The organism is Paenibacillus sp. PL2-23, from assembly GCF_040834005.1.
Classification (GTDB): domain Bacteria; phylum Bacillota; class Bacilli; order Paenibacillales; family Paenibacillaceae; genus Pristimantibacillus.
On record NZ_CP162129.1, the window covers coordinates 477,997 to 495,452 of the forward strand.

Consider the following 17,456-nt stretch of genomic DNA (forward strand, 5'->3'; position numbering starts at 1 on the left):
ACCACAGGGATCGCTTGGTGTACGATATTTCAAAAAAATATCGCTACGACTTTGCTCCGTGAGGAGCAGCAACCCAAGAATCCTCCACCTCTTAGGTGGCGGGAGTGTTCAAGATATAATCCAGCAAGGGAACCGTCTTCCACATTCGGATATACGTTCCGAAGTCATACTGCTCCGGCAATAAGCTGTTTCCCGAAATTTGTATTTCTTCAAGCGGCTTAACAGATGCAATTAGCATATTTAAGATGGGAAGAAGAACATAGGTGGACAGGAACAAAAGGCCGAACCAGAAAAAAAGTTTTTCATACCAGCGTTCTTTTTTGTACATGCTGCGACTCACCCTCTCTTGTACATATTCGTCAGTTTCATAAGCAGGAATGCAAGAACCAGTATTACACCAAGCCAGATGAGTGCAATCGCTGAACCCAATCCGAAATTCCAGTTAACGAAAGCCTGGGTATACACGTGAAGACTGATGACATTGGCAGCTTCAGAAGGGCTCTCTCCAAGCATAACAAACGCCGTCTCAAATTCATTCAGAATGCGTAGTCCATTCACGACCAGAAGCGTGATAAGCACCGGTTTGATGGCTGGATAGGTAACTTGTGTGAATTTTGCCCACTTTCCGCCGCCATCGATATCAACCGCTTCATACAAATCTTTCTGAATGGTTTGCATGGCTGCAAGAATCATAATGAAATGAAATGACCAGCCTCGCCATACCTGTGCTGTAATAATGGCGTACAAGGAGTTGTCTCCCACCAGCCAAAACGGGCGTTCTTTCAGCAAATGCAGCTTATCCACAAGAATATAGTTAATTAACCCCCAGTCCTTTAAGAACATAAATCGCCAGGAAATAGCCGAGATAAAAGTAGGGATTGCATAGGGAATCAGAAAGATCACACGAAAAAACGTTCTTCCCTTTCCTGCGTACCAAGCGGAGCTGCCCAATACTTCAACGTAACGTTAGATTTCGGCGCTTCCTGACCAGAGCCTGCTGGACTGTTGGTAGCAGCCTCCTTCTGGGAACAGCCGGCAAGAACAGTCGCTGCTGCGATTGTAATCGTCAGCATGAGTTTGAACGTTTTCTTCATTTGTTAAGACCTCCCGTTGTATGTTGTTATCTATTCTAAAGTCGTAAGCGCTTTCTTTTTCGTCGAGCGCTGGCCTTTGGAACCAAGGTTCTAATAAGCCAGGGTGGAAAATTCAGAAAACAGATGTTCAAAAATCATGGCACCTGCTCCAATGGGTATCGTTCTTTCGGAATGCTTGCTTTTGACAAACGCGATTTCCCGTCCGCTCTTGTTCAGTATTTTATTTTGCGCAACATGAACGGCTATATTGAAGTACAGATTAGATTGGTCAATCACATTTCCTCCGAGTATGACCATTTGAGGATTTACAATGTTAATGAAGTTAGCCAATCCCGTGCCAAATATCGTAGCCGCCTCTGAGATGGTTTTGACACAGGCAATATCGCCTCTATCTGCAAAGGACGCGATCTCATTAAAAGTAACTTGATTCGAATCCAGTAAGGCAGAGCGAAGGAGCGACGGATGGTCTTGGGATAGCAATTGGAGGAAGGATTGTACAATTGCATTCTCACAAGTGAGCAGCTCGAGGCAGCCGAAGTTGCCACATTCACACTTCTCGCCTTTCAGATCAATAACCATATGGCCTAATGCATTCGCATCGTAATTGCTCATTCTCATCATTTGATTATGACTGACAACGCTGCAGCCGATGCCCCCGCTGATATTGATATAGACCAGATTGTCATACTCTTTCCCTACCCCATACCACTTTTCTCCTGTTGCTGCGGCTGTCGCTGCAAAATCAAGCTTGACTTCAACTCCTAAAGCCGCCTTTATTTTGTTGACAATCTCGACCTCGCCCCAGCCTGTCAATCTTACCGGGGATAATAAAGTTCCTGTATTTCGATCAAGCGGACCCGGGGCTCCAATTCCCACGCCCAGCAGCTCCTCTAAGGCTATATCTTGGTCAACGCAAATCTCTGCAATCTTCTGGCATATATGATCAATCATGACTTCCGGATCAGACAGCGTCTCCAGCACTCGATAGTCGTACACGTTCGCTCCTATATCCAGGAGTGCTACTTTTGTTATTTTTCGTGTTATTTCAATGCCAATGGCCTTATACCTGGCGTAATTTAATTCAAGAACAATTTGTTTACGCCCTCTCCCGGATCCCGTTGTACCACTTTCCTGCAGCAGCCCGTTCTCTGCCAATCCATCGATAATACGTGTCAGTGTAGACAGCGGAATATTGGTAATTTCGGCTAAATCAGCTCGTGTAACAGCCCCTTGGCGGCGAACGACATCGAGCACAATTTTATCTTGAATATTTTTTAGATAGGTTGAGCTTGATAAATTGACAATTCCCTTCATTCAGGGTCACCCTCCTTTTTTAAAAAGTTTATAACATTGTATATTAAAACTCAAATCGGGTTTAATTGACTTAATTAAATTCATTTTGGTTTTTATAATTGGATTATACACCATTTTGATTTTAAAGGTCAATTGATATTTTGAGTACTATCGGTTAGTATCGATCGCACCGCACCCACCTCCACAACACAAACAGGGAATCCCGCACTTCGGGATTCCCTGTTCGCTGTATTGCAGTATAGAAGCTACAAGCTTAGCACGCTTACCTCATCAAACCGGGTGTCTGCCCGGTGGGAGAATAGACCGATCATGCCTGTTGAGAAGGTGGAATCCGTGACGGTCAGCTCTTTGACGCCGTTCACCCAGAATTCCAGCGTATTCCCGCTCACTACCGCCTTGAAGGTGTACCAGGTCCCCGTATTGAACGTATAAGCCTTGGTCACCAGATCGGTAGAGGTTCCGCCTGCTGTCCGTTGGATCTTCAGAATATTTCCGTTGGTGGAGTAGGAGAAGGTGTATTTGTTCGACGCATCCTGATAACGGGCATCCAGCCCGATGCCGGCGTAAGCACTACCGAACGATTGCGCCTTCACTTGGGCAGACACCTCATAGTCCGTCCAGGCAGCGCTGCCGCTCACCGCCTTGGCATTCGGAACGGAGTTGTCGCTTTGCTGGTATACCTGCGTTCCATCCGTCATGACCGCCCATGTGCCGCTGGTTGTCGTCCAGCCCGCTGCGCTGCCAGACTCAAAGTTATCGCTTAATAACGTTGAACCTGCGGAAGAGAGGGTGCTGACCGTCACATCATCGAACCTTGTATCCGCCCGGTGGGAGAATAAGCCGATCATGCCTGTGGCATAGGTGGAATCAGTAGTAGTCAATTCCAGGACGCCGTTCACCCAGAACTCCAGCGTATTGCCGTTCATGACGGCTTTGAAGGTGTACCATGCGCCCGTATTGAACGTATAAGCCTTGGTCACCAGATCGGTAGAGGTTCCCCCTGCTGTCCGCTGGATCTTCAGAATATTCCCGTTGGTGGAATAGGAGAACGTATATTTGTTCGACGCATCCTGATAGCGGGCATCGATGCCGATGCCGGACAAGGAGCCTGCGAACGAAGCCGCCTTCACCTTGGCTGACACCTCATAGTCCGCCCATGAAGCGCTGCCGTTCACCGCCTTGGCATTCGCCACGGAGGTGTCGCTCTGCCGGTAAGCCATGGTGCCGTCTGTCATGACAGACCATGTCCCGCTCGTTGTCGTCCAGCCTGTCGCTGTACCGGATTCGAAGTCGTCGCTGAACAAAATAGTGCCTGGCGTTCCGCCTCCGCCTGAACCCGCACCCGTTGTGAACGTAATGGTGGTCTGCGCGGAGGAGCCTCCCGCCTCCGTGAAGGTGAGCACTTTACTGTAGCTTGTATTCGGAGCCAAGCCAGTAGGATCAATAGAGAAGTAGATTTCCCGTTCTCCTCTCAGATTGCCCGAGGCTTGCGTCAGGGACAGCCATCCGCCCTGTCCGGTTACGGACCAATTGGTGCTGAGTCCGCCGCCCTTGTTGATCAGCTTGATTTTGTGCATCTGACTGCTGTTGCCCGACGTTTTGGTGCCTACGTTAATGACAGGAGCGACATGGATTTTGGGCGCAGGAAGGCTGCCGATCGCCCCAAGCTGGTTCGTCTCCTCGAACTTGGTTGTTGCTCCCTTCTTGGCCGTCAGCTTCAACTGCAGCCAGCGCGAAGAAATGTCAGCCGGCACGGTAAAGCTGATCGTCTGCTCGGCTTTGTTGCCATACGGCACATTGATGTTGAAGGAGCCCGTCTGGAAGCTGGAGTAAGCGCCGGTCGCGGGGTTTGTGTAGCCTGCTTCCCATGAGACATCAATGCTTGTCCCATCCCTCTGCTCGTCATTGTACACAATAATCGTGCGGGTGGTGCTGCTGCCTGCTGTGAAAATGGGCGGATTGACGCCAATCCGGTTGTTCTTGTCCCCGTCCTTGTCGAAGGCTGCTACAGGGGAGAACGTATTCTTCGTATATTCGTAGGAATCCGACTTGATGAAAGCGGGATGCTCCGACGAGAATGCGTTGAACATCGGCCGATCAATGACGGTAGGCTTGATGCCTTTGGCTGTCAGATCGGACCAGGTTGGATAGATGGTATCCTCAATGACCTCATAGGCGTAGATCCAGTTATGATAATACCGGATATCTGCATAACCTGCGTAGCGGATGGCGCGAACCATACGGTCGGCGGCCCTGTGCCATACAGCTTGAGAGATCAGGTTGTCGTTCATATAATCCTTGGTGTTCGCGCTGGTATAAGCGCCGCTTGCATCCAGGATGGCCCAGCCTTGAGATGGGGTATAGGCTTCGCCTTCCCCTTTGGGCTTGCTGAAGTTGTTGCTGTACAAGCCATAAAGATTGCTATTGTTCATCCAGCTGTCGGGGTAACCTCCCGTATAATGATGGTTCTCCTGATCCGCCGTGGTCGCGTCATCCTGGATAATAGGACGGGTGCCGTCGACAGCCGTTATCGCATTAGTTGTCGTCGGGATAAGAATATTGGCATTATTCGCAATATGGTCGAAGTTCTCATTCCCGCCGCTCCAGATGACGATGCTAGGATGATTCCGGTTCGCGATTACCCATTGCTGGAGCCACTTGGTGACATGATCCATAGCAGCGGTGTTGAAGCTGTGGCTATTGTGATATTGCCAGATGGGGGACTCATCGATCAGCAATAGACCGATCTCGTCGGCATACTCATAGATTTCCTTAATGGCGCCGCCGATATGGGTTCTGGCCACATTGTAGATGGCCTTCCATTCGTCCATCTGCATTTTGACCTGGGCAATATTCGTATCCTTAAAGGATTCCTTGGCGGACAGCGCTGTGCCTGCTCCACTCTTCACATGCCAGTTGGACTGCAGAGAGTCTCCTCTCAGGTTCGTTTTGATCCCATTTAATTGATAATAATTGGTATGGACCGAGAATTGACGGAAGCCGAAGCGCGTTGTGTAGGCATCTATAGTTGTAGAGCTCTGAACCAGCGATGTGTTGAGGTTATACAGCTTGGGGTCATGCGTCCACCAGTACTTGGCATTGGTCCATGCCACATTGGACAGCGTTACGAGCTGGCTGCCCCCTGCCGGAATGGTCACCGTCTGGTCAGCGAAGGTTTTCTCCACGCTGCCTCCCGCTAACGAGGCATTGTTTTTCACCGTGACGGTCTGGCTCGAGGCGGTCTGATTCTTAACCGTGACCTGGACAGAGATGACATCATCAGCCGTATTGGTGTTATTCTTCAAGTCCGTGACGATATGTGCATCGGAGATATATACCTTGGGATAGGCGAGCAGCTCCACATCATCCGTGATGCCGCGTCCCTGGCCCCATGCCAGGTCATCTACTCCAAGGGGATACAGGGATTTGCCGCTGGCATCCTTGGCATCCGCAGGGAAGCTGTTATAGCTCCACACTCTCACTTCTATAGTATTGCTTCCGCCTATATTCGCTACCGAGGTAATATTGAGCTTATAGGGCAGACGGGTCATCAAATATCCATTGGTAGGGGTGGCGATGGGGGTTCCATTCACCAGCACCTTAGCCAGAGGAGCGACCTGCTCGAAGGATAAGAAAATTTCTTTCCCTGCCATAGAGGAAGGAATGGTGAAGCTCCTCTTGTAGACGCCGTGCTCCAGTGTTGCCCAGCTGGACGGGTATCCGGAATAGTCTGGACCATCCCAATAAGAGGGGACGACAATATCATGGCGCGTGGCGCCGCCATTGGGGTAGAAATCCCATATGCCGTTCATGGACATGCTCTCGCGGTCATAAGCAGCGGCGTGCACGGGCTTCGAGAACGATAGAACGGACAGCATGGCCAATACTAAGCACAACGAAAGCAGAAGGGAAAGCGGAGTTTGCAGCTTTAATCTCATCCTTTGTAACCTCCTTGTAGTGGGCATTCCAAGTGATCGCATTCATTCATGAGGATATCCGTACCGGCTATCCCATGCTCCTTGCAGATGACTCAGCAGGCATATGGCGTCATGAACCACCTCCTTTAAACGAGGCTGGGACAAAAAGGAAGCGCTTACATTATAGGCCGAAGGCAAGGGCTTGCGAGATGAATCTCCAAGCCCTTGCCTGCCGGTCTAATGGTATTATTTATTAATAGTCGCGTACCACTCGTTGGCTTCCTTCTCCAACTGCTCGCCGCCTGCCTTGCGCCACTTCTCTACGAACTCATCGAAGTAGCTGATTGGCTTATCGCCCGTAACGATCGTGATGTACGCCTCTTCCTGCAGCTTCTCAAGCTCTGCGCGGTACTTGCCTTCGGATTCCAGAGCTGTAAGCAGCTTGTTCTGAATGCCGTTCTCGTTCAGCTTGTTCGCTGCGCCAAACTCGTTTCTAAGCTTGTTGTCGATATTCTGATGCTCCAGCATCTGGAACGGATTAATAACCAAGTGGCCGCCGAGTTTCGCCATTTCTGCCGCCGTATGTGTTTTCGGATCGATCTGGGTCGCAGCCTTCTGGCCGTCCTCTTCCACATAGTGCCAATGTGTGCCTTCCAAGCCGTACCACATGATGCTTCTCTCATGATACGTTGCATTCATCGTCTCCAGCATTTCCAGCATGCGAATCAGCTTGCCAGGCTCGTTCTCAATATGCTTGCCGAAGCTGACGAAGCTGCCGCTCATCATGTTTTGCTGCCACATGCCCTGCTTGCCGTCCTTGCCGACTGGCGGCGTGCCCTGTATGATTGCTTCAGCAGCAGCGCTGTTCAGCTTGCCGAGCTCCGTAAAGTTCAGACCGGAGTTCTTGCTGCCGAGCTTCGGAATCCAGTGATAGAAGTAGCCTTGTCCCGATGTGCCGATACGTCCGTTAATGAACGCATGGGAGAGAGCCCAGTTGCCGCCTTGATTCTCGCCTGTAATAAATTCCGGATCGATTACGCCGTCCTTGAACCACTTGTTCAGCAGGGTCAAAGCTTCCTTCATTTCCGGCTGAATACCGGAGTAGACAAGCTGGCCGTCGCGCTCCTGCCAGATCAGCTGGTCATTGCCCTTGTCTCCGTTGAAGATGTCCGGCATATAGCCGAAGGCGCCGAACACGGCAGCCATTGCGGAGTAGGACAAGCCGTACGTGTCCTTCTTGCCGTTGCCATCTGGGTCCTCCAGGGCGAATTTGTACATGAGCGCTTCGAATTCCTCCAGCGTCTCCGGCGCTTTGTCGACGCCGACCTTCGCCATCCAATCGCCGCGGTATACGAGAGGCGCACGGTGCTCACCCTGCGGCACAACATATGGAATGCCATACAGCTTGCCATCGATCTTGGAGTATTTGAAGATGTCCGGGAAGCTTTTCTCCAGGCTTGCATACAACGTTGGCGCATGCTCCTTCAGCAGGTCCTCCGGAATCTCGGCGAGGACATCGGACTTGATGTATTTCTGCAGGGAGCCGAAGCTGCGAACCTGCATCCGATCCGGAATTTCGCCAGACGCGAACTTCAGGTTCAGAAGCTCCTCGTATTTGTTGTTCTCGATGTTCAGGATGTCGAGCTCAACGTTGTACTTGTCATTGACATACTGGACGAGAGCCCCGTCTTTGTCCGTTGGACTTAGATGGTAAGAGGCAATCGAGAGGGTATGCTTCTGGCTTTTGTCGTCCACTACAGGCTCGCTTGTGCTGGTGCTTGCAGGAGTGTTCGTGCTGGCCTGTCTGTCATTGGACGAGCCATTGTTGGAGCAGCCGGCAGCAACGAGGGAGAAGCTGAGCAGCAACGCGACAGAGCCGCGCAGCAATAGAGCAGAATTGTTTTTGTTTTTCATGAACATTGACCTCCCTGAATGGTAGATTACCCTTTTAATGAACCTACAAGAATGCCTTTAACAAAGTGCTTTTGCAAGAAGGGGTAGAACAGGATGATCGGAATCGTGGTGACCATAACCGTGGCGGCCTTGATCGTCTCCGGATTCAGATACGCTTCGGGATCGCTCATGTCCATCATCTGCTGAGTTCCCTCCAGAACGATCCGGCGCATAACAACCTGAAGCACCTGATTCGTTGGATCGGAGATGTAGATGAGAGAGTCGAACCATGCATTCCAGTGCCATACGGCCGTCCACAGCACGACTGTCGCCAGAATCGGCATCGAGAGTGGAATGACAATACGGTACAGGATAATAATCTCATTCGCCCCATCGATCTTCGCGGATTCCTCCAGGCTTTCTGGAAGTGACATGAAGAAGTTCCGGCAGATGATCATATGGAAGGTATGAATGAGTGTGGGCAGCACGAGCGCCCATGTCGTATTCATCATGCCAAGCGACTTGACGAGCAGGTAGAGCGGAATGAGTCCGCCGCTGAAGAACATCGTGAACACGACGAACATCGTCCAGAAGTTTCGGTTTGGAAAATATCGCTTGGCCAGCGGATATGCGGTGCATACCGTGACAATCAGGGTCAGCACCGTGCCGAGCGCCGTCCGGATGAACGTATTGGCGAAGCCCGACAGAATGAACTCGTTCGTTAATACCTTGACGTAATTGTTCACAGTCCACTTCTCAGGCAGCAGCCGTATCGTCGCGAACGACGATTCCGGCGAGCTGAAGGACATCGTGAACAGAAACAGGAACGGATACAGCATACTTAAACATAGCAGAATGAGCAACGTATGATTGAAGACGTCAAACGCAACACTCGAAAAGGACCATTTCTGCTTCATCGTACTTGCCTCCTACCACAAGCCGTAGTTGTTCACTCGCTTAACTATGGCGTTTGTAATAACAATCAGCGTAAAGGCCACGACATTCTTGAACAAGCCGACTGCCGTCGCAAAGCTGTATTCCATATCGACCAAGCCTCGTCGGTACGTGTATGTGCTGAGGACGTCGCCGACCTCATATACCGCTGAGTTGTACATATTGAATACTTGATCGAAGTCGTCATTAACCAGCTTGCCGATTGCAAAGATAAACATGATGGTAATAACCGGCACCATAGAAGGGAGCGTGATATAACGGATGTTATGGTAGCGGTTCGCTCCGTCTACCTTGGATGCCTCGTAAAGCTCGGGATTAATGCCTGTGAGCGCTGCCAGATAAATAATGGAGCTCCAGCCAATTTCCTTCCACATGTCCGTCAGTACCAGTACGGTGCGGAACCACTTGGGATCAGCCATGAAGTAGATCGGCTCGAAGCCCATCCATTTGATCACAGCGTTCAACGGTCCGATCGACGGCGACAGGAACTGAATGAACAAGGATGCGATAACGACCCACGACAGGAAGTGAGGCATGTAGCTCACCGTCTGAACAATACGCTTGAAGAACACCAGCCGTATTTCGTTCAGCAGAATCGCCAGCGCAATGGGAGCCGGGAATCCGAATATCAGCTTATACATACTAATAATGAGCGTATTGCGGAATACCTGCCAGAAGCTCTCCATCCCGAATATATCCCGGAAGTGCTGGAAGCCGACCCATTCGCTTCCCCATATTCCTTTACTGAATACGTAGTCCTTGAATGCGATCTGCATCCCGTAGATCGGTAGATAATGAAAGATAACATAATAGATGACCGCTGGGATAAATAGCAGAACCAAGTATTTGTGTCTCGCGTATGAACGCAGTACAGGCAGCTTCAGCAGATTCATTTGTTGTTCACCTCGTCTTTCATCGCGGTTTAGCGTTCAGCCCGCTTGCGTAGCTTTACTATACCCAGCGGTGCCTTATTCGGAAATCCTAAAGATCCGCAGGGATATAAAAATGCGTCATCTTGGCGGTATAAACATTTCCACACGATAATAAAAAACGACGCAAGCCCGTATTTCCATTGACTTTCGCCGTATTATTCCTACATTATAAGTGAATACATCTCGACGGGGAGGGAAGAGAAATGCTGGCTTTACTGCGACGCAAAAGCAACTTCTTCTTCCGGCTCATTCTTTCGTATATTTTATTGCTCGTGCTTGCCGTCGTGCTGGTCGGCTATGGCTCATACCTGCAATTCACCCAGCATTTCAATGAGCAGGTGCAGCAGGTTAACGAGCGAATATTGAGCCAATGGAGTTCGACCATCGATATGACAGTCGTTCAGAAGGCGGAATCCATCTATCTGGGGCTTGTCACTGACTCCTATCAGAATGCCGACCTGCTGGATTTGTTCAACGGTCCTGCCAGCGGGCAATATGTCAAAATCAAAAACGTCCAGGGCTTGCTGTCTACGGCTGTTGCGGCGGCGCCGGATATCGTGGAGTCGATCGACATGTATGTGATCGACTCCGGTCTCCGCATCTCATCGCTTCGCGGCGTGACCTTCGGGGATGACCCCGCGTCCGCCAGCATGGGGCAGCCCTACTGGATCAAAGCCGCCACCGCAACGGCCCCTACCTCATTGTGGCTGCTTACGGATGCGGAGACGCGGCTGGCGGAGCAGCATTCCGCCAAGCGGCTTACGCTGGTAAGGCCGTATCCGCTGACGGGCGATCGCTCCAAGCAGCGCGGCTTCGTGGCCATTCATATCCGGGCTCAGCTGATTGATCAGCTGATTGCGAACAAATCCTCCAGCGATCGGAGCATTACCGTTCTTGTGGATGCTTACGGGAATGTACTGGCCTCCAGTGTGTCGAGCTTGCCAAGCAAGGCGTGGTCGGAGCTGGTGGGACAGATTGCCCAGGCGCCCCAGACCAACCTGCACCAGGTTGTGGATATCGGGGATGAAGCCACGATCGCCGGCTATACGACGCTTCCCTCCTACGGGTGGAGGCTGATCAGCTTCACGCCCGTGGAGGAATTCTACAGCAAGGGCGCCCGCATTCGTAACAATGTCCTGTTCACCAGCATAGCGGTCATTGTGGTTGGCCTGCTGCTGGCGCATTTATTCGCCTCCCGCTTCTATCACCCCGTGCGGACGATCGTCAACTCCGCCAGAACGTGGCTGGGGCAAGGACACAGCGCGCTGCAGCAGAAGGAGGGGGCCTCCGCCAATGAATTTCTCATGATTAATGAGATGATCGGCGGCCTGTCGGTGCAGGTGAACGAGCTGCAGCATACGCTAAGCTCCAATATGCCTATTATGAAGCACAACTTCGTGTACGGCTTGCTGCTGCAAGGCTACAACTCCAACGAGGAGGTGCAAGCCCGGCTGAAGCTGCTCCGTGCGTCGTTCCCGTTCAATCGGTACGTCGCCATTCAGATCCAGCTGTCCCCGCAGCAGATGGCTGATATGGATACGGAAACGAGAGAATTTGTGAAATTTTACGTGATGGAGAAGGTGGAGGAGCAGCTGGCGGAGCATCCTATGCGCGTCTTTGCGGCGGATTTGTCCAATGATCGGATTGGCATCGTTGTGAATCTGGAGGTAGCGGAGATGAACCATCTGGCAGAGCGCTGCCGGGATGTCGTATCCGTCATCTATGCCAACTTCATGGTGGAGGCGACAATATTAATCGGCGGGACGGTGGAATCGCCGCTTGCGCTGCCCGACTCCTACAAGCAGACGGAGAAGCTGTCGAGCTATCTCTATTACTTGCCGAGGGTGCAGGCGGTCTATGAGGTGGAGCTGCTGCGCCGCGAGGAGAGCAAGGAGGAAATGCCGGAGGAGCTGGTGGACAGCTTCGCCAGAAGCCTGCGAGGCCGTCAGCCGGAGGCGACGGAGGAAGCGATGCTCCTCATTATCGAGCAGATGGGCAAGGGGAACTACTCGCTGCAGCATTGCGAACAGCGCTGGTCCGAGATGATGAACGCCTTCTACAGCTACCTGAAGGAGATGAACCTGCGCTCCAAGGATATCGTCTCCGCTTACGTGCAGGAGGAGCTCAAGGAAGTGAAGCATATCGTGGAGTTTCAGCAGCTGCTGTTCCGGATGGTCGTCAAGACGTGGGTGCTGATGGAAAGCAAGACCAATGACCGGACGTATGAAATCGTAGACCGGGTCAAGTCGTACATTCACGAGCAGTACCATATGCCGCTGTCGCTGGACTATCTGGCAGACCTTGTGCAGACGAGCCCCCGTTATTTGAGCAAAATATTCAAGGACGAGACCGGCATGAACTTCGTCGATTACCTGAACGCGATCCGTATGGAGCGGGCCAAGGAGCTGCTGCTGTCCACCGAGCTGACGGTAGAGGACATCGCCAGCAAGACCGGCTTCAACAGCTCCGCCTATTTCATCCGCAAGTTCCGGGAATCGCAGGGCACCACGCCGAAGATGTTCCGCCAGTTGCAGCAGTAGGCTCATTGAGCTTACTTTATGGAAGAGGCTGTCCCTAGGACGGCCTCTTTTCTATGTTTCGCGCGCCTAACTGCTCCAAAACCCCCGTCTCCGCCGAAATAGACGTTCATGGCACGTCTAAATGCTCCAAAACCCTCGTCACCGTCGAAATAGACGTTTCTGGCACGTCTAAAAGCCCCAAACCTCCCGTCACCACCGAAATAGACGTTCCTGGCACGTCTAAATGCCCCAAACTCCTCGCTCCCGCCGAAATGGACGTTCCTGGCACGTCTAAAAGCCCCAAACCCCTTGCTCCCGCCGAAATAGACGTTCCTGGCACGTCTAAATGCTCCAAAACCCCCGTCACCGTCGAAATAGACGTTCCTGACACATCTAAATGCCTCGAACTCAGCGCTCCCGCCGAAATAGACGTTTCTGGCACGTCTAAATGCTCCAAAACCCTCGTCACCGTCGAAATAGACGTTTCTGGCACGTCTAAAAGCCCCAAACCTGATGACGTACAATAAGTTGTGTACCAAGTTTTGGTCCTTTCCAAAACGAAAAAAAGTAGGGTATCCTCGGGATTGCTGAGATCACCAAGAGGAGGACCCTACTCGATGACTACTATACCCGAAAATCTGTTTAATGAGCTACTTGAAAATACTGTTACGAAGCTGTTGAAGGAGAAGCTGGAATTACTGCTCCGTGAAGAACTTAAAAATTACATGACGGTTGAACAGCCTCATGAGCGCAACAGCCGTAACGGCCACTATACGCGCGCTTTTCAAACTCGCTACGGGACGATCCACGATCTTCAAGTACCACGCGATCGTAAGGGCAAGTTCCAAACAAGTTTGTTTAAACCGTACCAACGCCGAGAAGGTTGGTTGGAAGAAGCAATCATACACATGTACAAAGGCGGTATGAGCACGCGTGAGGTGGCTAATTTCATTGAAAGCATGTTTGGCAGCCAGTACTCACCAGCGACCATCAGCAACATCACCAAAACCGTCATGGAGGACATTCATGAATGGAGGACACGCCAACTCGAACAGCGTTACTCTGTCATTTATCTCGATGGTCTGTACGTCAAATTGAAACGCAACACGGTAAGTAGTGAGGTCGTGTATTTAATTATGGGCATTGACGAAAAAGGTTACCGGCAGATCCTAGGCTTCGACGTTGGCGGCCATGAGAGCTCTAACGGCTGGATGGAGGTACTTAAAGATCTCAAAAACCGTGGCGCTACTGACGTGTTGTTAGGCGTGTTTGACGGACTGCCAGGGCTTGAAGAAGCGTTTCGCAAGATCTACCCCAAAGCCGATGTGCAGCATTGTGTCGTGCATAAGGTTCGTGCGACGTTTCCCAAGATCCGTGTTTCCGACAAAACTGAATTTCTAGATGATTTAAAGCAGGTGTATACCGCAGTTGATGGAGATGTCGCAAAAGCCGTATTTGACGGTTTTAAAGCAACGTGGGGCAAGCGCTATCCCCGCGAAGTAGCTTCCTGGGAAGAACAGCTCTCCACGCTGCTCACCTTCTACAAGTATCCACCGATGGTGCAGTATGCGGTCTATACCACGAATGCAATTGAGCGCATGAACAAGGAGCTACGCAAAAGGCTAAAGCCTATGAATAGCCTGACAAACATTGAATCCGCCGAGAAGATCATTTATCTGCAAGCGACAGGCTATAACGAGAAGTGGTTCGGCAGAGCCATCCGTGGATTTGCAGATCCGGAAACCAAGGCTGTCTTTGAAGAAATGTTTATGTCACGGTACGGCTCGTTGCGAACGAAGGAAGAAATGTAAGACGCTGACCGGTGGTTTGCTGGGGGGCGGAGCCCCCCAGCAAACCACCACCCATTAAAACAAAAACATATCCATCGTCCCGATGGAAAAACCTACTACACAATATTCTTGACGTTACCCCAAACCTCCCGTCACCACCGAAATAGACGTTCCTGGCACGTCTAAATGCCCCAAACTCCTCGCTCCCGCCGAAATAGACGTTCCTGGCACGTCTAAAAGCCCCAAACCCCTTGCTCCCGCCGAAATAGACGTTCCTGGCACGTCTAAATGCTCCAAAACCCCCGTCACCGTCGAAATAGACGTTCCTGACACATCTAAATGCCTCGAACTCAGCGCTCCCGCCGAAATAGACGTTTCTGGCACGTCTAAATGCTCCAAACCCCTCGCTCCCCAAACAATCCACATAAATTTTCCTCAATAGGAAACGTTAAGATTACCAACGGTTTCTCTTGGAGGAATAATATGGATACTTTATTTTCGCGGACCCAAATCGTGTTTCTCCTGCTTCTGGCTCTCGGCATCTCCAATCACGTGTTAATTCTTCCTCATCTGCTGCAGAAGGCGGGCAGGGACGCATGGCTTAGCGTAATTATCGGTTATGGCGTCTTGGTTCTCTGGAGTATGCTCCTCTACCGCGTGCTGAAGTCGATGAGGGGGCAAAGCTTGAAGAGCTGGCTGAACGGCCGGGGAGGGGCGATCTCTTATGGCTTAATCGGTGGGAGCGTCCTCCTGTATTTTCTGCTGGCTGGAGCTATTATCATCTACGATACGACCAAAAATGTGACAATCTATTTTCTCCCCCGAACACCGTCTACAATCACCATACTAAGCTTTGTTCTATTAACGTACTGGGCGGCCCAAGCGGGACTGAAGACGCTGGTGTACATGGCCGCGCTGCTGCTTCCTCTCGTGTGGCTGCTTGGTATGGGCGTGGCGATATTCACGATGGACAGCAAGGACTACGGGCTGCTCCAGCCGGTACTGGCGGAGGGTTGGTCAGCGCCAATGGCTGGCTCCATGATTGCTGTTGGCGGGAGCTTCGATCTGCTTGTACTGCTGCTGCTGCAGCACAGAATGAATAAGCCCATCCATTATGCCATGCTGCTCGTTGTCATCACCCTGCTTGCTGGATTAATTCTGGGTCCAACTGTAGGGGCGATTGCCGCATTTGGTCCCGTTCAGGCAGGCAACCTCAGATTTCCTCCCTTCGAGCAGTGGCGACTTGTCATGATTGGCCATTACATCTCTCATGTGGACTTTCTCGCTGCCTTCCAGTTAATGGCCGGGAGTGTGGTGCGAGCAGGGCTGTGCCTGCATGTGCTGGTGGAGGCGCTGGAGCTTCGCAAGCCAGCGATGAAGCAGGCTGTGTTAATTACAGTCCTATTCCTCATGGCGCTGCCAGCGCTACTGGAAGTCAGCGATATTACAATACAGAGCTGGCTCCACCAGTACTATTACAAGAGCTCCTTGATATGGGGCGCTGTTGTCACAGCAACATTGTTTGCGGCTAGTTATGTAAGAGGAAGGAGGGAGGTGAAGCGAGATGGGTGAGCAGGGGCAAAGCCTCGTTGATTTGTTTCAGGAGCTGGATGCTGAACTGCATTCGGGGCTGCTGAAGCGAGAGCGGCTGGAGGAGGTCTTCAGGCGGTACACAGACTTCCAGTTTCCGATGCCTCCTCCTTATCCTGGGGAGATGGAGCTGACCGCTGTATATTGCGAAGGTATGATCGACAAGGTGCAGCTGAATGAATATTTTGTAGGCTTATGCCAGTTCGTGCTTCAACCTTCAGATGCCGATGCCTCGCTGCCGTTCGAAATGCCGCTCATGCAGTGCGGCGAATCCATGGAAGAGATGCTGGAGGGGCTGCTGGGAGGCAGTCTGATCTTATATGTTGCTGGCGAGACGCGGTTCTGGATGGTTCATGTGGCCAAGGTGCCGCAGCGCTCCATGCAGGAATCCAATACAGAAATATCGATTAAAGGTCCGAGGGACGCCTTCACAGAAGAGCTTTTCACTAATATATCGCTTGTCCGCAAAAGGTTGAGAACGGCTCATCTGTACTGTGAGCAGTTTGTGGCGGGCAGCTTAACGAGCACCCGAATCGCCTTGCTGTACCTGGAACACAAAGCGGACCCCACGATGGTCAAGGAGGCGCGGAGTCGCCTGGAGAAGCTGCAGACGGAAGCGGTTGTGAGCAGCGGCCAGCTGGAGCAGTGGATTGCAGACAAGACGTTTGCGCTGTTCCCGCTCTTAGACTACATCGGCAGACCGGATTTTATTGTAGAGACACTCCTGAGGGGACGCTTCGCCATTATTGTCGATGGCTCTCCAATGGTATTGATTGGCCCCTCCAACTTCCTGGAGCTGCTCAAGACGCCGGAGGACGTTCATTATCCCTACTATCATGTCGCCGTCCAGCGATTTCTGCGGCTGATTGGCATGGTCATCAGCATAGCTCTGCCGGGATTTTGGTTGGCGATTGCCTCCGTTAATCTGGATCAGATCCCCTTCTCCCTGGTGTCGACTGTCGTCATCTCGCGCAATGGGGTCCCGCTGCCTATGTTCCTGGAGTCGCTGCTGCTTATCTTTTTGTTCGAGCTGCTACGGGAGGCCGGTGTTCGTCTGCCGAAGGCGGTAGGCCAGACAATCGGCATTGTCGGCGGGCTCATTATCGGAGATGCCTTAATACGGGCAGGCTTGGCATCGCCTACGCTGCTTGTTGTTATTGCAATTTCCTCTGTCGCAACGTATTCGCTCGTGAATCAGTCCCTGATCGGCAGCGTCAGCTTGTTCCGGACGGCGACTCTTCTTGCATCCGCCTACCTGGGCATATACGGATTTTTTCTCGCAATGTTCGGACTGCTTATCTATATGTGCCGGCTGGAATCGTTTGGCCTCGCTTATCTGGAGCCCATCGTATCGCTGCAGTTCAGAGACTGGCTGGCGGGAATAGCAAGCAATCCATTTAAGAGAAAGGAATTTACGGCGGAGATGATTGAGAACAAGAAGGAGAAGTGACCC

The 17,456-nt window shown here is 51.5% G+C and carries 13 protein-coding genes; 4 read left to right on the forward strand and 9 right to left on the reverse strand.

Features of this window, described 5'->3' with window-relative positions; all coding sequences use genetic code 11:
- Positions 1-91: 91 nt before the first annotated feature.
- The 8 genes from AB1S56_RS02045 to AB1S56_RS02080 form a co-directional block, all read right to left on the reverse strand.
- Positions 92-328, reverse strand: a complete 237-nt coding sequence (locus AB1S56_RS02045; RefSeq protein ID WP_340873638.1) for a hypothetical protein — start codon at positions 326-328, stop codon at positions 92-94.
- A gap of 8 nt (positions 329-336) precedes the next feature.
- Entirely contained in the window at positions 337-903 is a 567-nt protein-coding gene (locus AB1S56_RS02050) for a sugar ABC transporter permease (protein WP_340873636.1), read from the reverse strand.
- A complete protein-coding gene (locus tag AB1S56_RS02055) occupies positions 900-1,094 on the reverse strand; it encodes a hypothetical protein (RefSeq protein WP_340873634.1) in 195 nt (64 codons plus the stop codon). The genes AB1S56_RS02050 and AB1S56_RS02055 overlap by 4 nt, the downstream gene beginning before the upstream one ends.
- 90 nt (positions 1,095-1,184) lie before the next feature.
- Complete coding sequence (locus AB1S56_RS02060) at positions 1,185-2,408, reverse strand: ROK family transcriptional regulator (RefSeq protein ID WP_340873633.1); 1,224 nt, start codon at positions 2,406-2,408, stop codon at positions 1,185-1,187.
- Positions 2,409-2,653: 245 nt separating this feature from the next.
- Positions 2,654-6,346: a family 16 glycoside hydrolase gene (locus AB1S56_RS02065; protein WP_340873632.1), complete on the reverse strand. Its 3,693-nt coding sequence runs from the start codon at positions 6,344-6,346 to the stop codon at positions 2,654-2,656.
- A 225-nt stretch (positions 6,347-6,571) separates the two neighbouring features.
- Positions 6,572-8,239: an extracellular solute-binding protein gene (locus AB1S56_RS02070; protein ID WP_340873631.1), complete on the reverse strand. Its 1,668-nt coding sequence runs from the start codon at positions 8,237-8,239 to the stop codon at positions 6,572-6,574.
- Between the two features lie 26 nt (positions 8,240-8,265).
- Entirely contained in the window at positions 8,266-9,135 is an 870-nt protein-coding gene (locus tag AB1S56_RS02075; RefSeq protein WP_340873630.1) for a carbohydrate ABC transporter permease, read from the reverse strand.
- Between the two features lie 12 nt (positions 9,136-9,147).
- Positions 9,148-10,065, reverse strand: a complete 918-nt coding sequence (locus AB1S56_RS02080) for an ABC transporter permease subunit (RefSeq protein WP_340873629.1) — start codon at positions 10,063-10,065, stop codon at positions 9,148-9,150.
- A 242-nt stretch (positions 10,066-10,307) separates the two neighbouring features.
- On the opposite strand from AB1S56_RS02080, the gene AB1S56_RS02085 reads away from it, so the two are divergent.
- The gene (locus AB1S56_RS02085; protein WP_340873628.1) at positions 10,308-12,644 is read left to right on the forward strand and encodes an AraC family transcriptional regulator; all 2,337 of its coding nucleotides are present in this window, start codon (positions 10,308-10,310) and stop codon (positions 12,642-12,644) included.
- Positions 12,645-12,655: 11 nt separating this feature from the next.
- Here the strand turns inward: AB1S56_RS02085 and AB1S56_RS02090 are convergent, their stop codons facing one another.
- Positions 12,656-13,162: a hypothetical protein gene (locus AB1S56_RS02090; protein ID WP_367903415.1), complete on the reverse strand. Its 507-nt coding sequence runs from the start codon at positions 13,160-13,162 to the stop codon at positions 12,656-12,658.
- Positions 13,163-13,240: 78 nt separating this feature from the next.
- Between AB1S56_RS02090 and AB1S56_RS02095 the strand changes: the two genes are divergently transcribed.
- The 3 genes from AB1S56_RS02095 to AB1S56_RS02105 all read left to right on the forward strand — a co-directional run bounded on the left by AB1S56_RS02095 (position 13,241) and on the right by AB1S56_RS02105 (position 17,453).
- Positions 13,241-14,434: an IS256 family transposase gene (locus tag AB1S56_RS02095; protein ID WP_367903416.1), complete on the forward strand. Its 1,194-nt coding sequence runs from the start codon at positions 13,241-13,243 to the stop codon at positions 14,432-14,434.
- A gap of 462 nt (positions 14,435-14,896) precedes the next feature.
- On the forward strand, positions 14,897-15,985 hold the full coding sequence (locus AB1S56_RS02100) for an endospore germination permease (protein WP_340870259.1): 1,089 nt from the start codon (positions 14,897-14,899) through the stop codon (positions 15,983-15,985).
- A complete protein-coding gene (locus AB1S56_RS02105; RefSeq protein ID WP_340870258.1) occupies positions 15,978-17,453 on the forward strand; it encodes a spore germination protein in 1,476 nt (491 codons plus the stop codon). The genes AB1S56_RS02100 and AB1S56_RS02105 overlap by 8 nt, the downstream gene beginning before the upstream one ends.
- Positions 17,454-17,456 lie beyond the last annotated feature (3 nt).

Excerpts from the sequence above, each read along its gene's own strand:
- AB1S56_RS02105 (WP_340870258.1), top strand. The coding sequence starts at position 15,978 with ATGGGTGAGCAGGGGCAAAGCCTCGTTGATTTGTTTCAGGAGCTGGAT.
- AB1S56_RS02080 (WP_340873629.1), bottom strand. The coding sequence starts at position 10,065 with ATGAATCTGCTGAAGCTGCCTGTACTGCGTTCATACGCGAGACACAAA.
- AB1S56_RS02055 (WP_340873634.1), bottom strand. The coding sequence starts at position 1,094 with ATGAAGAAAACGTTCAAACTCATGCTGACGATTACAATCGCAGCAGCG.
- AB1S56_RS02095 (WP_367903416.1), top strand. The coding sequence starts at position 13,241 with ATGACTACTATACCCGAAAATCTGTTTAATGAGCTACTTGAAAATACT.
- AB1S56_RS02045 (WP_340873638.1), bottom strand. The coding sequence starts at position 328 with ATGTACAAAAAAGAACGCTGGTATGAAAAACTTTTTTTCTGGTTCGGC.
- AB1S56_RS02075 (WP_340873630.1), bottom strand. The coding sequence starts at position 9,135 with ATGAAGCAGAAATGGTCCTTTTCGAGTGTTGCGTTTGACGTCTTCAAT.
- AB1S56_RS02085 (WP_340873628.1), top strand. The coding sequence starts at position 10,308 with ATGCTGGCTTTACTGCGACGCAAAAGCAACTTCTTCTTCCGGCTCATT.
- AB1S56_RS02100 (WP_340870259.1), top strand. The coding sequence starts at position 14,897 with ATGGATACTTTATTTTCGCGGACCCAAATCGTGTTTCTCCTGCTTCTG.
- AB1S56_RS02060 (WP_340873633.1), bottom strand. The coding sequence starts at position 2,408 with ATGAAGGGAATTGTCAATTTATCAAGCTCAACCTATCTAAAAAATATT.
- AB1S56_RS02070 (WP_340873631.1), bottom strand. The coding sequence starts at position 8,239 with ATGAAAAACAAAAACAATTCTGCTCTATTGCTGCGCGGCTCTGTCGCG.
- AB1S56_RS02065 (WP_340873632.1), bottom strand. The coding sequence starts at position 6,346 with ATGAGATTAAAGCTGCAAACTCCGCTTTCCCTTCTGCTTTCGTTGTGC.